The following is a 13,900-nucleotide window of genomic DNA, read 5'->3' as shown; positions in this document are numbered from 1 at the left end:
GCGCGGGGTGCGGTTCCCGGCCGCCGGGGTCTGTGGGGCGGAGGAAAACAGCCCCCGACGGGTGCCGGTGCCAAGGGAGTTGACGTAGGGTCGCCGTACTCGTCGGTACGCCCGGTGTACGCGGGGCGAGCGGTGGCGGCGGGACGGAAACCGGCTGGAGGGGCAACCTCCCGGGCGGCTCGTTCGTCACACAGGTAGCACGTGCAGACAGAGACGGGCGCTCGGGCGTCCACGGGAGGGGTTCACTTCATGTCGGCGCATTTCGGCAGGAGGCTGCGCAAGAGCGCGGTCAACACCACCGTGGCCGCCGTCGCGGTCGCCGCCCTGGCCGCGTCCCAGGCACCGGAGGTCGTCGCGGGCACGGCCCAGGACGGATCCGCCAGACCCGCCGACGCACCCGCGGCGGCGGCCGACCCGGGTGCGACGACCGGCGGCGCCACCGGCAACTCGCCGTACTACACGGACCTGCCGCCCCTCAACAGTCCGAGCCCGGTGCCCAGTGCGGGCACCACCCCGATACCCGGCACCGGTGCGCCCGGTACCGGCACCGTCTCCGAGTCGGGCATCCCCGCGACCGTCCTGGACGCCTACAAGAAGGCCGCGACGGCCCTCGCGGCCGACAAGCCCGGCTGCAACCTCCCCTGGGAACTCCTCGCCGCGATCGGCAAGGTCGAGTCGGGCCACGCGAGCGGCGGGAACGTCGCGGCGGACGGCACGACGATCACCCCGATCCTCGGCCCGCCCCTCAACGGCGTCGGCTTCGCCCACATCAGCGACACGGACGGCGGCGCCTTCGACGGCGACGCCCTGTACGACCGCGCCGTGGGCCCCATGCAGTTCATCCCCTCGACCTGGGCGTGGGCCGGCCGCGACGGCAACGGCGACGGCAGGAAGGACCCCAACAACGTCTACGACGCCACCCTCGCCGCCGCGCACTACCTGTGCCGCAACGGCTGGGACATGAACACGGCGTCGGGCCTGCGCAGCGCGATCCTCAGCTACAACAACTCGACGGCGTACTACAACACCGTCACCTCGTGGCTGGAGTACTACCGCAGGGGCACGCACGAGATCCCGAACGGCACGGGCACGCTCCCGGGCAACCGCAGCGACAACCCGGCGGCCGGTCCGGGCCCGAAGCCGGCCCCGCCGAGGCCGGGCACCCCGCCGAAGACCCCGGCGCCCCCGAAGACGGACCCGCCGAAGACCCCGCCGACCACGCCGCCGCCGGCCCAGACCCCGACGGACACGGTCCGCCGTCTGGAGAACGCCGGCGCGGCCAGGCTGACGGCGACCGCCGGGAGCGCCTTCGCGCAGAAGCCCGCCGCGCGCGCGGAGACCGCCGACGGCAAGGCCGTCGCCAAGGTCCGCGTCCGCTTCCTGATCGTCGGCGACACGGACACCACGTTCACCGGCGGCGAGAAGCTCGCGACGGTCACGACCGACGCGAAGGGCGTCGCCACGGCGCCCGCGCTCCAGGCGGGCGAGAAGACCGGCTCGTTCGTCGTCCGCGCGCTGGTCATCGGCCGCACGGTCGACCCGGTCGACTACACGGCGACCGTCGACGCCCGCTCCGCCGACCTGATCTCGAACCTCCTGAACGGTCTGCTGAGCACCGTCGCGGGCGGCGAGTTCGCCGACCAGGTCCAGGTCAAGGCCACGCTGAAGGGCTCCGCCGCCGGGAAGGTCGCCGCGACCGCCACCCTGGTCGCCGCCGCCGGTGACACGACGGCCAACGACAAGGGCCCGTACTTCAAGGACGCCGACGGCAAGCCCGTCCGCACCCTGACCGGCCTGACGACGGACGAGCTCGGCCTCCTCAAGCTGCCGAAGCTGTACGCGGACGACAACGCCGGGACGTTCCTGCTGAAGATCACGACGGCGGGGGGCGCGAGCCTCACGGTCGAACTGACGGTCACGGCGGCGCCGGCCGCCACGCCGGACCCGGAGCCCGAACCGAGTGGCTCGCCCTCTGCCAGCCCCTCACCGAGCGGGTCGGCCGAAGCCTCACCCTCGGCCTCCTAGGCCCGCACAGGCCCGTACAGCAGCCGCGGCGCCCCCATCCCGGTCTTCGGGAAGGAGGCGCCGCGGCTGTTCTCATCTCGGCCGCCCGTTGCTACGGTGCCGACACCTGACAGGCCGTCAGGTCCGGGAGGTCCGTATGCGCGCCCTGATCGCCGCCGCAGCCGGTCTGGCCGTCGCCCTCGCCCTCGTCCTGACGATCAGTGCCGTCGGCGCGCCCACCGGTGAGACGTCGCCCAAGCCGCTGCTGACGACCGTGCCCGCGCACCCGTGAGGAGGGCGCGATGCGCCGCAGATCCGCCCTGATCCTGCTCGCCCTCGCCGTCTTCTTCGCGTCCCTCGCGCCCCTGCTGCGCTGGTACGCCTTCCCCCGGCTCGCCAAGATCCCCGCGAACACCTACCAGGCGACCGTCCTGGAGGCGAAGAACGCGACCCTCCTCGACTACGGCACCCTGCGCGCGCGTACGGTCCCGAAAGTCACCATCGTCCAGACCCTCAAGGGCAACGTCGAGGAGTCCGAGCGCGTCGAGAAGACCGCCGGCAAGGACGTCGTCGTCTGGGACGGCCTCTCCTACGTCGTCGGCCCCGACGGCAAGATGGTCTCCAGGGTCCCCGAGCGGTACATCTTCGACGCGCACACGCAGGCGCCCGTCCACGCCGACGGGGAGATGGTCGACGGCGACCCCGTCACCCGCAGGGGCATCGAGTTCAAGTGGCCGTTCCTCGTGGAGAAACGGGACTACGAGTACTTCGACGCGCAGACCCGCACGTCGGCGCCGATCCACTACAAGGGCACGCGCACGTTCCGCGGCCTGACGGTCTACTACTTCGAGCAGACCGTCCCCTGGACGCAGGTCCCCATGCCCAAGACGATGCCCGTCGCGGGCATCACCCCCGAGACTATCGCCTCCACCGGCACCACCCGCTGGTACACCACCGTCCGCAAGTTCTGGGTCGAACCGCTCACCGGGGCGCCCGTCAACGGTGAGGAGGTCCACCGGGAGGAACTGCGCGGGGGCACGCTCCTCGGCGGGCGCGAGAAGGTCACCGCGTTCGCCGGGGACGTCAAGATGCGCGAGGACTACATCGAGCACACCGTCGACCTCGTGAAGAGCAACCGCACGCTCGTGCTGCTCATGACGTCGTACCTGCCGTGGGGGTTCGCCGGACTGGGACTGTCGCTGCTGGCCCTCGCGCTGCTCCTGGAGGCCCGGGGGAGGCGCCCGATCACCCCGCGCGCGGAGCCGCTGCCCGAGCCGGTCGGTGTCTGAGGCGGTCAGCGTCTGAGGCGCGCGTTCGTGTGCCGGGTCGGCTCGGCCGTCGCCGGGTCCTCGGGCCACGGGTGCTTCGGGTACCGGCCGCGCAGCTCCGCGCGTACGCCCCGGTAGCCCTCCCGCCAGAACGACGCGAGATCCGCCGTGACGGCGACCGGCCGCCCCGCCGGGGACAGCAGATGCACCACCACCGGCACACCGGCCACCCGGGGCGACTCCTGGAGCCCGAACATCTCCTGCACCTTCACGGCCAGCACGGGCCGGTCGGGATCGCCGTAATCGACCCGGACGCTCGACCCGCTGGGTACGACGATCCGCTCCGGCGCCAGCTCGCCCAGCCTCCCCGCCTCCCCGGACGCCCACGGCAGCAACCGCCCCAGCGCGTTCCCGGCATCGATCCGCGCGAGATCCTTCCGCTGCCGGGCCCTGCCCAGCTCCGGCTCCAGCCACTCGTCCACGCGCGCGTGCAGGGCGTCGTCGGAGACGTCCGGCCAGGGTTCCCCGACCCGCGCCCGCAGGAACGCGAGCCGCTGCCGCAGGCCCGCACCCGCGTCGGTCCACCGCAACACGCCGAACCCTTCCTGCCGCAGGCCCTCAAGGAGGGCACCGCGTACGAGCCCGGCGCCGGCGTTCCCGAGAGGCCGTACCGCCAGCTCGACGGCCCCCAGCCGCTCCACCCGCCGCGCGACGACGTCCCCGCCGGCCCACCGGACCTCCTCCCGCTCGTCGAGCAGCGCGCCCGCGGCCCACCGCGCGGTGTCCTCGTCGGCGACTGCCGCGAGCTGCACGCGCGCGTGGCCCTTGCCGACGGGACGGTCGGCCACGGCGATCGCCAGCCAGGGGGACGGGCGGAGGGGGGAGCCCTCGCGGAGTTCCGCGCGGGTGCCGGAGAGCATGAGGTGGGTGCCGCCGTCGAGTCTGGCGAGGCGTTCGGGGAAGGCGAGGGCGGTGATCAGGGCGGGGGCGTCGGTGGTGGGGGAGGTTTCGCGGGGCGGGCTCATGGCGACGGAGGCCGAGGTGGCGGGTGCCGTAGCGGTGCCGGGCGAGGGAGTCGGCGTGGCTCCGGAGGCGACCGCTCGCAGGCGCCGTACCTCTGTCCGCCAGCGCGCGCTGTACACGTCGCCCCCGCGCCGGGCGGCCCGCAGTGCGGCGGTGAGGTCGTCGCCGTACTCGCGGGGTGGCTCCTCGCTCAGGAGGGCCACGGCCTCGGCGGCCCGCTGCGCGCCCACGGCGGCGGTGCCGTCCAGGAGGGCGCGGCCCAGGCGGGGGTGCAGGCCCAGCCGGGCCAGCCGGATGCCTCGTGCGGTGGCGCGGCCCGTGGGGTCGACCGCGCCGATCGCCGTCAGCAGGTCGCGCGCCGCCGCCATTGCCCCCGTCGGCGGCGGGTCGAGCAACGCCAGCGAGGTGGCCTCGGGATCGCCCCAGCAGGCCGCCTGGAGGGCGAACGCGGCGAGGTCGGCCACTTTGATCTCGGGGGCGGGAAAACGCGGGAGACGGGCGTTCTCGGCCTCCGGCCAGCAGCGGTAGACCGTGCCGGGCGCCTCGCGGCCCGCGCGGCCGGCCCGCTGGCGCCCCGCTGCCCGGGACGCCCGTACGGTCGCCAGCGCGCTCAGCCCGCGCGCGTGGTCGACGCGCGGCTCACGCGCCAGCCCGGAGTCCACGACCACGCGCACCCCGGGGACCGTCAGCGACGACTCCGCGACGGCCGTCGCGAGGACCACCCTGCGCCGCGCACCGGGGGCCAGCACCGCGTCCTGGACGGCGGCCGGCGCGCGCCCGTGCACCTGGAGAACCTCGACGTCCCCGACGCCCCCGCCCAGCTGTCCCGCCACCCGCGCGATCTCGCCCACGCCGGGGAGGAAGCACAGCACGTCCCCCGCCCTCTCGGTGAGCGCCCGCCGCACCACCGACGCGACGTGCGCGAGCAGCGCCGGATCGACCCACGTGCCGTGCGGCGGCCGTACCTCGCGCGCGGGCGGCGCCCACACGGTCTCGACCGGGTACGACACGCCCCGCGCCTCGACGACAGGAGCCCCGCCCAGCAGTTCGGCCCACCCCTGCGCGTCCGTCGTAGCGGACGCCGCCACCAGCCTCAACTCCGGCCGCAGCGCCTCCCGTACGTCCCACAGGAACGCGGCGGCGGTGTCCGCGTCCAGATGCCGCTCATGACACTCGTCCAGCACGACGACGTCCACCCCGGCCAGCTCCTGGTCCCGCTGGAGCCGTTGCAGCAGCACCCCGGTCGTCACGACCTCCACGCGCGTACGCGGGCCGACGACCCGCTCCCCGCGCACGGTGTACCCGATGCTGTTCCCGACGTCCTCCCCGAGCAGCCAGGCCATCCGCCGGGCAGCCGCCCGCGCGGCGATCCGCCGGGGCTCGGCGACGACGACCGTGCGCGCGGGCCCCTCCCCGAGCAGCCCCGCCAGCGCCAGCGGTACGAGCGTCGTCTTCCCCGTCCCCGGGGGCGCCACGAGAACGGCCGTCCCGCGCGCGTCCAGGGCATCACCGAGGGCCGGCAGCGCACTGCGGACCGGGAGGGCGTCGAGGGCGTCGTAGCGGATCACGGGACCTCAGTCCCGCTCACACGTGAAGATCGCCGTCCCCGGGATCAAGTTGCCCCGCAGGGGCGACCAGCCGCCCCACTCGGACGTGTTCCAGGCCGGCCACTGCGGCTCGGTGAGGTCGACGAGGCGGAAGCCCGCCGTCACGATGTCGCGGACGCGGTCGCCCAGGGTGCGGTGGTGTTCCACGTAGACGGCGTTGCCCTCGGCGTCCTGTTCGACGTACGGGGTGCGGTCGAAGTAGGAGGCGGCGACCGTCAGGCCCTCGGGACCGGGTTCGTCGGGGAAGGACCAGCGGATCGGGTGGGTGACCGAGAAGACGAAGCGGCCACCGGGGCGCAGCACGCGGCGCACCTCGCGCAGGACCTGCACCGGGTCGGCGACGAACGGCAGGGCGCCGTACGCGGAGCAGGCGAGGTCGAAGGAGCCGTCCGCGAAGGGCAGGACGCCCGCGTCGGCGCAGACCAGGGGGATGGCCCCGCCGATGCGCAGGGAGTGCTGGAGCTGGCGATGGGAGATGTCGAGGGCGACGGGCCGGGCCCCCTGCGCGGCGAGCCAGCGCGAGCACTGCGCAGCGCCCGCGCCGATCTCCAGGACCGTGAGGCCCGCCAGTTTCTCGGCGGGGCCCAGGAGTTCGGCCTCCACCTCGTCGAGCCCCTCGGGGCCCCACACGAAGCGGTCGTCGCCGAGGAACGTGCCGTGCTCGACCTGGTACTCGTCCGCGTTGCGGTCCCACCACCCCCGGTTCGCGCGGGCGCTCTCCGTGACGTCCGCGGAACGCCGCGTGGCCTCGGAGTCGGATTCGGGGTCGTGGTCCACAGCGGACACCGTTGGCTCTTGGATGATCGGCTCCCTCGTCGTACTCTTCCGTCACCCTTTTTCGGGCACAGGCGCCCGCGCGGGTGTCACGGAAGGGGTCTCGCGGGCCTGCGTTGGCCTCCAGAGACGCTTCTTGTGCCGGGTATGCGGGGATCCGCCCCGGGTGTGCGCCTTCGCGCATTGACCCCGTCCGGCTGCCCCCGTATGCTACAAGTTGCGCTGCGAGCCTGCGCTCCTCAGACCTAGCAGGCTGCGCTCGCATCTGTTGGTTGTCCCCTCGGTTTTCGAGGTGCCGTCGCCGTTCTCCGGCGGGCGCTTCCTTGGCTGTCCGGCCTTCATCAGTGTGCGAAACGGGCTCCTGGCGCAAGCAGTACCTACGACTTCAATGTCCGTACCGGAGCCCTTTCCCACATGACGAGCAGCACCGAGACCACCGCCACCACCCCGCAGGTTGCGGTCAACGACATCGGTAACGAGGAAGCTTTCCTCGCCGCGATCGACGAGACGATCAAGTACTTCAACGACGGCGACATCGTCGACGGCGTCATCGTGAAGGTCGACCGGGACGAGGTCCTGCTCGACATCGGTTACAAGACCGAAGGCGTCATCCCGAGCCGCGAGCTCTCCATCAAGCACGACGTCGACCCGAACGAGGTCGTCGCGGTTGGTGACGAGATCGAGGCCCTGGTTCTCCAGAAGGAGGACAAGGAAGGCCGTCTGATCCTGTCCAAGAAGCGCGCGCAGTACGAGCGCGCCTGGGGCACGATCGAGAAGATCAAGGAAGAAGACGGCATCGTCACCGGTACCGTCATCGAGGTCGTCAAGGGTGGTCTCATCCTCGACATCGGCCTCCGTGGCTTCCTTCCGGCCTCTCTCGTCGAGATGCGTCGTGTCCGCGACCTCCAGCCGTACGTGGGCAAGGAGCTCGAGGCCAAGATCATCGAGCTGGACAAGAACCGCAACAACGTGGTCCTGTCCCGCCGTGCCTGGCTGGAGCAGACCCAGTCCGAGGTCCGCCAGACGTTCCTCACGACCCTCCAGAAGGGTCAGGTCCGTTCCGGCGTCGTCTCCTCGATCGTCAACTTCGGTGCCTTCGTGGACCTGGGTGGCGTCGACGGTCTGGTCCACGTCTCCGAGCTGTCCTGGAAGCACATCGACCACCCCTCCGAGGTCGTCGAGGTCGGCCAGGAGGTCACGGTCGAGGTCCTGGACGTCGACATGGACCGCGAGCGCGTCTCCCTGTCGCTGAAGGCGACCCAGGAAGACCCGTGGCAGCAGTTCGCGCGCACGCACCAGATCGGTCAGGTCGTGCCCGGCAAGGTCACGAAGCTCGTTCCGTTCGGTGCGTTCGTCCGCGTCGACGAGGGCATCGAGGGTCTGGTCCACATCTCCGAGCTGGCCGAGCGCCACGTGGAGATCCCGGAGCAGGTCGTCCAGGTCAACGACGAGATCTTCGTCAAGGTCATCGACATCGACCTGGAGCGCCGCCGGATCTCGCTGTCCCTCAAGCAGGCCAACGAGTCCTTCGGCAGCGACCCGGCCTCGGTCGAGTTCGACCCGACCCTGTACGGCATGGCCGCGTCCTACGACGACCAGGGCAACTACATCTACCCCGAGGGCTTCGACCCCGAGACCAACGACTGGCTCGAGGGCTTCGAGGCTCAGCGCGAGGTGTGGGAGAACCAGTACGCCGAGGCGCAGTCCCGCTTCGAGCAGCACCAGCAGCAGGTCATCAAGAGCCGCGAGGCCGACGCCGCTGCCGCTGCCGAGGGTGGCGACGCCGCGGGTGGTGCGGCTCCGGCCGCGGGCGGCGGTGGCTCGTCCTACTCCTCCGAGGGCGCGGACACGTCCGGCGCGCTCGCCTCGGACGAGGCGCTGGCTGCCCTGCGCGAGAAGCTGGCGGGCGGCCAGAGCTGACGCTCACCGCACGACCGGCGCTCACTGAGCGGTAGTTGTTGACTGAGGGGCCGTACCTTTCGAGGTGCGGCCTCTCAGTCTTGTGTCCGCTCAGTCTCCCGTCCGCTCAGTCTCCCGGCTGCTCCGAAACCCACCGGACACAGCGGCAACCACCGTGCCGTAACTGGGTGTTGAGACGCTTCCCGGCAGTTGTTCATGATCGGGAAGGGGCTCAGTCATGGCACGGACACGCGACCGGCGGACGTTCTTGCGGGACGTGGGGATCACCGGCGGAGCGGGAGCGCTCTTCGCCACCATGGGGGCTCTGGGACTCGCCCCCACCGCGCGCGCCGAGGAGTACCGGCCGCCCAGGGGCGGGGACCTGAGCACCACCGGACGCGGCGCGGCCAAGGTGGTCGTGATCGGCGGCGGGATCGCCGGACTGACCACCGCCTACGAACTCGGCAAGGCCAGCTACGACTGCACGGTCCTGGAGGCGCGGGCGCGGACGGGCGGCCGGAACTTCACCGTGCGCGCCGGGGACCGCACGACCGACCTGTACGGCCACACGCAGACCGCGCGGTTCGCCGACGGGCAGTACCTGAACGCGGGACCCGCGCGGATACCCCAGTGGATGGTGACCCTGGACTACTGCCGCGAACTCGGCGTCCCCGTCGAGGTGTTCACCAACGTCAACGCGGACGCCTACCTCTACAACGAGTCCGCCGGCATGACCGCGCCGGTCCGCCACCGCACCGCCAAGGCCGACGTGTACGGGTACGTCTCCGAACTGCTCGCCAAGGCCACCGACCAGGGAGCGCTGGACGAGCGGCTGACCAGCACGGACCGGGAACGGCTGGTCGAGTTCCTCAAGGACTGGGGGGAGCTCGGCGACCGGCTGACGTACGACGGCGGGGAGCGGCGCGGATACGCGACCGTACCGGCCGCCGCCGGGACACCCGGAGTGCCGCTGGGGGACGTGCCGAGCGCCTCAGAGGTGTTCGCGAGCGGTGTCGGCCGGTACTTCTCCTTCGAGTTCGGGTTCGACCAGGCGATGCTGATGTTCCAGCCGGTCGGCGGGATGGACCGGATACCGCTGGCGCTCACCCGCGCGGTGGGGGCCCACCGCGTGCGGACGGGAGCGGTCGTGTCGCGGATCACCGACACCGGCCGGGGTGTCACCGTCACCTACACCCAGGCGGGCCGTACGAAAGCCGTCGACGCCGACTACGCCGTCGCCGCGCTCCCGCCCAACATCCTCGCCGGGGTACCGCACAACCTCGGCTCCGCGGTGCAGTCCGCGCTGGAGGCGATCACCCCGTCGTCGGCCGGGAAGATCGGCCTGGAGTACCGGTCGCGGTGGTGGGAACTGGACCACCGGATCTACGGCGGGATCACCGAGACCGACCAGGACGTCGTGCACATCTGGCACCCGTCGTACGGGTTCGGCGGCGAGCGCGGCGTCCTGGTCGGCTACTACAACTACGGTGCGAACGCCGACGCGTACGCGCGCCTGCGGCCCGAGGAGCGCGAACGGCGCGCGGTGGCCGCGGGGGTGAAGATCTACGGCGAGAAGTACCGGAGCGAACTCGTCTCGTCGTTCTCGCACCACTGGCGTCAGACGCCCCATCTGGAGGCCGCCTGGCACTCCACCCCCGGAGGCCCCGACGACGTCCGCTACAAGCCGCTGAACGAGCCCACGGGCAGGGTCTGGTTCGCCGGCGACTGGCTCAGCCACACGGACGCCTGGCAGCACGGCGCGTTCACCTCCGCGCGCAGGGCGGTGACCTCGCTCCACGCGCGCGTGCTCGCGTCCTGAGGGGATTCACCCGGCCGAGGTCACGGGGACCGGGAATGTCCTAGCCCTCCTGGACGTTGTGCCGTACGAACACGAGGAGGAGCGGTCCAAGTGCTTGATCCACAGGGTTTGTACGCATGGGAGCCGAAGGGGCTGGCGGTCGTCGACATGGCGCTCGCCCAGGAGTCGGCCGGACTTGTCATGCTCTACCACTTCGACGGGTACATCGACGCGGGCGAGACCGGCGACCAGATCGTGGAGGGCTTGCTCGACGGACTGCCGAACCAGGTGGTGGCCCGCTTCGACCACGACCGCCTCGTCGACTACCGCGCGCGGCGCCCGCTGCTCACGTTCAAGCGCGACCGCTGGCAGGACTACGAGGAGCCGTCGATCGACGTACGCCTCGTGCAGGACGCCACCGGCGCGCCCTTCCTGCTGCTGTCGGGGCCCGAGCCGGACGTCGAGTGGGAGCGGTTCGCCGCGGCCGTCCAGCAGATCGTGGAGCGGCTCGGCGTACGCCTGTCGGTGACGTTCCACGGCATCCCCATGGGCGTCCCGCACACCCGCCCCGTCGGCCTCACCCCGCACGGCAACCGTACGGACCTGGTCCCCGGCCACCGCAGCCCCTTCGACGAGGCGCAGGTGCCCGGCAGCGCCGAGGCGCTCGTCGAGTACCGCCTCATGGAGGCCGGCCACGACGTCCTGGGCGTCGCCGCGCACGTCCCGCACTACATCGCCCGCTCCTCCTACCCGGACGCCTCCCTCACGGTCCTGGAGGCCATCACCGCCGCCACCGGCCTCGTCCTGCCCGCCCTCGCGCACACCCTCCGCACGGAGGCGCACCGCACCCAGACCGAGATCGACCGCCAGATCCGCGAGGGCGACGAGGAACTCACGTCCCTCGTGGAGGGCCTGGAGCACCAGTACGACGCCGTCGCGGGCGCGGAGACCCGCGGCAACATGCTCGCGGAGCCGGTCGACATCCCGTCGGCGGACGAGATCGGCAGGGAGTTCGAGAAGTTCCTCGCGGAACGGGAGGGCGAGGGCTGAGACGCCCTCCGGCAGGGCCGCCGTCGTTCCGAGGCCCCCGGTCAGGTCCCGATGTCAGTGGTGGGTCCTAAGCTTTCACCATGCTGACAGTGGGGCTGACCGGTGGCATCGGGGCCGGTAAGAGCGAGGTGTCGCGGTTGCTGGTCGAGGCCGGGGCCGTGCTGGTCGACGCGGACCGGATCGCGCGGGAGGTGGTCGCGCCGGGGACGGCCGGGCTCGCGGCGGTCGTGGAGGCGTTCGGGGCGGGGGTGCTGGGGGAGGACGGCGGTCTGGACCGGCCGAAGCTCGGGGCGATCGTCTTCGCCGATCCCGAGAAGCTGGCGCTGCTCAACTCGATCGTCCACCCTCTGGTCGGCGCCCGGTCGCGCGAGCTGGAGGCGGCGGCTCCGGCGGACGCGGTGGTCGTGCACGACGTCCCCCTGCTCGCGGAGAACGGGCTCGCCTCGCTGTACGACCTCGTCATCGTGGTCGACGTCGCGCCCGGGACGCAGCTCGACCGGCTCGTGCGGCTGCGCGGGATGACCGAGGACGACGCCCGCGCGAGGATGGCCGCGCAGGCCACCCGCGAGAAGCGCCGGGCGGTCGCGGACATCGTGATCGACAACGACGTACCGCTGGCGGAGCTGGAGCGCCGGGTGCGCGAGGTGTGGGGCGAGCTGAGGGCGCGTGCGGCGTCGTAGGAATAGCGGGCCCCGCGCGGGGCGTTGAACGCGGTCAGTGAGGGAAGGACTTTTCCGTGCCCGATACCAGCGGTTCGACCGGACGTTCTCCGGAGACGCATGTCATCGACTTCCGCGCCGCCGAGCAGTTGCTCGCCGCGCGGGACCCGCGGGGTGCGGTGAAGCTGCTCGACGGGGTCATCGCCGCGCACCCCGAGAACACCGCCGCCCGCCTCCTGCGCGCGCGTGCCTTCTTCGCGGCGGCGCAACTGCGCCCGGCGGAGCTGGAGTTCACGATCGTCCTGGAGCGCGAGCCGGACAACGCGTTCGCCCACTTCGCGCTCGCGCGCACGTACGAGCGGCAGGGCCGCGACGACCAGGCGAAGCGCCACTTCCGGCTGGCCGCCGCGCTGGACCCGAACCCGGAGTATCTGCGGGCGGCGCGGTTCGACGCACAGGGCTGACGGCCGCGGTCGGACCCGACGCCGGTGGCGAGTGTCCGGCGCGTACGGATCTCAGTGCTCCGGCGGCCGGTACGGCGGTACGTCGCGGCCCGGCTGCCAGTGCGGGCCCTGCCGGATGTGCCGCAGGATCAGCGCCAGGTCGATCATGATCACCAGCCAGAGCGCACCGCAGGCCGCGGCCCAGCCGGGGCGGCCCGCCAGCGCGAACGCGGCCGTACCGAAGACGGCCCAGGCCAGACCCCACAAGCTCAGCCACAGTCGCATCCGCAGCGCACTGCGCGCGGTCGTCGGCTCACTGCCCGTACGCATCGGGATCACCACTCCTTCCTGAAACGTACTCTTCGGTGGAGACGTTCTCCAGAGGAGCCGGTTCTTCCGGAGCTACAGGGGGTGGGTTCGTGGAACTCAGGGACGGTGTGTCCGTGCTCGCCGACGCCGACGGGCTGGTGGAGGCGCTGCTCGATCTCGGGGTGTCGCATCAGGACATCGAGGAGCCTCTGCGGCTGAGCCGCAAGGTCCTCGGCGACGCCCCGGCCCGGGAGGCCCTGGAGCGTGGGGTCGCCGACCTCGTACGGGACCTGGGGACCGTGACCGGCGGCGTGGACCTGCCCCGGTATCCCGGCGCGTCCCGGGCCGTCGCCCGGTGGTTCCCGCTGTACGTCTTCGTCGCCGCGCTGCCCTTCGTGCGCGCGTACCACCAGGAGCGCGGGATCTCCTCCGACGTCAGCCGGCGGACCCTCGCCGACGTCGGGCGCGGGGTCGCCGTCCACCGGCGGTGGCACGGGACCGGCGGGATCATGACCGCGCGCTGGCTCTCCCTCCATCTGCGCGGGGAGCTCTACCAGTTGGGGCGGTTGCAGTTCCAGCGCGGGGTCGTTCCCCAGGTGCTGGGAGAGTCCGTCGCCGCGGCCGGGTTCTTTGCCGGGGATCCGGCACTCGGGCTGCACATCCCCGACTTCATGGGGCCGCTCAGCCCCGAGTCCTGCGACCGGTCCCTCGCGCTCGCGCGCGAGTTCTTCGCCGCGCACTTTCCCGAGGAGCCGTACCTGGTCGCCACGTGCGGGTCCTGGCTGCTCGATCCCCAGCTGAAGCGGTACCTGCCGGCCGAGTCCAACATCGTCCGCTTCCAGGAGCGGTTCCATGTGCACGCGCTGGAGGAGGAACACGACCTGACGCCGGTGCGCTTCGTGTTCGGGTCCACGCAGGTGGAGCTGGCGGAGCTGCCTCGGCGGACCGCCGTGGAGCGGGCCGTGGTGGAGCATCTTGAGGGGGGTGGGCACTGGTACGGCGGGGAGGGGTGGTTCCTGCTGGAAGGTTGAGCGCGGGGTGGGGGTTCACTCGAACGGGTGGAGTG

At 72.2% G+C, this 13,900-nt stretch carries 12 protein-coding genes; 9 read left to right on the top strand and 3 right to left on the bottom strand.

The features are described from left to right. Window positions 1-249 precede the first annotated feature (249 nt). The 3 genes from ACQCO7_RS10640 (at window position 250) to pgfA (ending at window position 3,293) form a co-directional block, all read left to right on the top strand. On the top strand, window positions 250-2,025 hold the full coding sequence (locus tag ACQCO7_RS10640) for a lytic transglycosylase domain-containing protein (RefSeq protein WP_464071590.1): 1,776 nt from the start codon (window positions 250-252) through the stop codon (window positions 2,023-2,025). Window positions 2,026-2,161: 136 nt separating this feature from the next. Continuing rightward, the gene (locus ACQCO7_RS10635) at window positions 2,162-2,296 is read left to right on the top strand and encodes an SPW_0924 family protein (RefSeq protein ID WP_107085457.1); all 135 of its coding nucleotides are present in this window, start codon (window positions 2,162-2,164) and stop codon (window positions 2,294-2,296) included. Window positions 2,297-2,306: 10 nt separating this feature from the next. Continuing rightward, on the top strand, window positions 2,307-3,293 hold the full coding sequence (gene pgfA, locus ACQCO7_RS10630) for a cell envelope lipid trafficking protein PgfA (RefSeq protein WP_464071589.1): 987 nt from the start codon (window positions 2,307-2,309) through the stop codon (window positions 3,291-3,293). A 5-nt stretch (window positions 3,294-3,298) separates the two neighbouring features. On the opposite strand, the gene hrpB is transcribed toward pgfA, so the two are convergent. Both hrpB and ACQCO7_RS10620 read right to left on the bottom strand, forming a co-directional pair. Continuing rightward, the gene (gene hrpB, locus ACQCO7_RS10625) at window positions 3,299-5,863 is read right to left on the bottom strand and encodes an ATP-dependent helicase HrpB (RefSeq protein ID WP_464071588.1); all 2,565 of its coding nucleotides are present in this window, start codon (window positions 5,861-5,863) and stop codon (window positions 3,299-3,301) included. Window positions 5,864-5,869: 6 nt separating this feature from the next. Continuing rightward, complete coding sequence (locus ACQCO7_RS10620; protein ID WP_464071587.1) at window positions 5,870-6,688, bottom strand: class I SAM-dependent methyltransferase; 819 nt, start codon at window positions 6,686-6,688, stop codon at window positions 5,870-5,872. 402 nt (window positions 6,689-7,090) lie between these two features. On the opposite strand from ACQCO7_RS10620, the gene rpsA reads away from it, so the two are divergent. From rpsA to ACQCO7_RS10595, 5 genes are all read left to right on the top strand, one after another. Then, window positions 7,091-8,596, top strand: coding sequence for a 30S ribosomal protein S1 (rpsA, locus tag ACQCO7_RS10615; RefSeq protein WP_409114537.1), 1,506 nt, complete (start codon window positions 7,091-7,093; stop codon window positions 8,594-8,596). 217 nt (window positions 8,597-8,813) lie between these two features. Further along, window positions 8,814-10,394 carry a flavin monoamine oxidase family protein gene (locus tag ACQCO7_RS10610; RefSeq protein WP_464071586.1) on the top strand — a complete coding sequence of 527 codons (1,581 nt, stop codon included), beginning with the start codon at window positions 8,814-8,816 and terminating at the stop codon, window positions 10,392-10,394. Window positions 10,395-10,484: 90 nt separating this feature from the next. Then, entirely contained in the window at window positions 10,485-11,423 is a 939-nt protein-coding gene (locus tag ACQCO7_RS10605; protein ID WP_464071585.1) for a PAC2 family protein, read from the top strand. 80 nt (window positions 11,424-11,503) lie between these two features. Further along, entirely contained in the window at window positions 11,504-12,103 is a 600-nt protein-coding gene (gene coaE, locus ACQCO7_RS10600) for a dephospho-CoA kinase (RefSeq protein ID WP_464071584.1), read from the top strand. A gap of 56 nt (window positions 12,104-12,159) precedes the next feature. After that, complete coding sequence (locus tag ACQCO7_RS10595; protein WP_464071583.1) at window positions 12,160-12,546, top strand: tetratricopeptide repeat protein; 387 nt, start codon at window positions 12,160-12,162, stop codon at window positions 12,544-12,546. Window positions 12,547-12,597: 51 nt separating this feature from the next. Here ACQCO7_RS10595 and ACQCO7_RS10590 read toward each other — a convergent pair whose 3' ends face one another. Further along, window positions 12,598-12,855: a DUF6343 family protein gene (locus tag ACQCO7_RS10590; protein WP_464071582.1), complete on the bottom strand. Its 258-nt coding sequence runs from the start codon at window positions 12,853-12,855 to the stop codon at window positions 12,598-12,600. A gap of 89 nt (window positions 12,856-12,944) precedes the next feature. Between ACQCO7_RS10590 and ACQCO7_RS10585 the strand changes: the two genes are divergently transcribed. Next, on the top strand, window positions 12,945-13,865 hold the full coding sequence (locus tag ACQCO7_RS10585) for an acyltransferase domain-containing protein (protein ID WP_464071581.1): 921 nt from the start codon (window positions 12,945-12,947) through the stop codon (window positions 13,863-13,865). The last annotated feature ends 35 nt before the right edge of the window (window positions 13,866-13,900 follow it).

Source organism: Streptomyces saintjeani (genome assembly GCF_055409605.1).
Note: the sequence above shows the minus strand (reverse complement) of the source record. Positions and strands in the feature narration are given on the sequence as shown.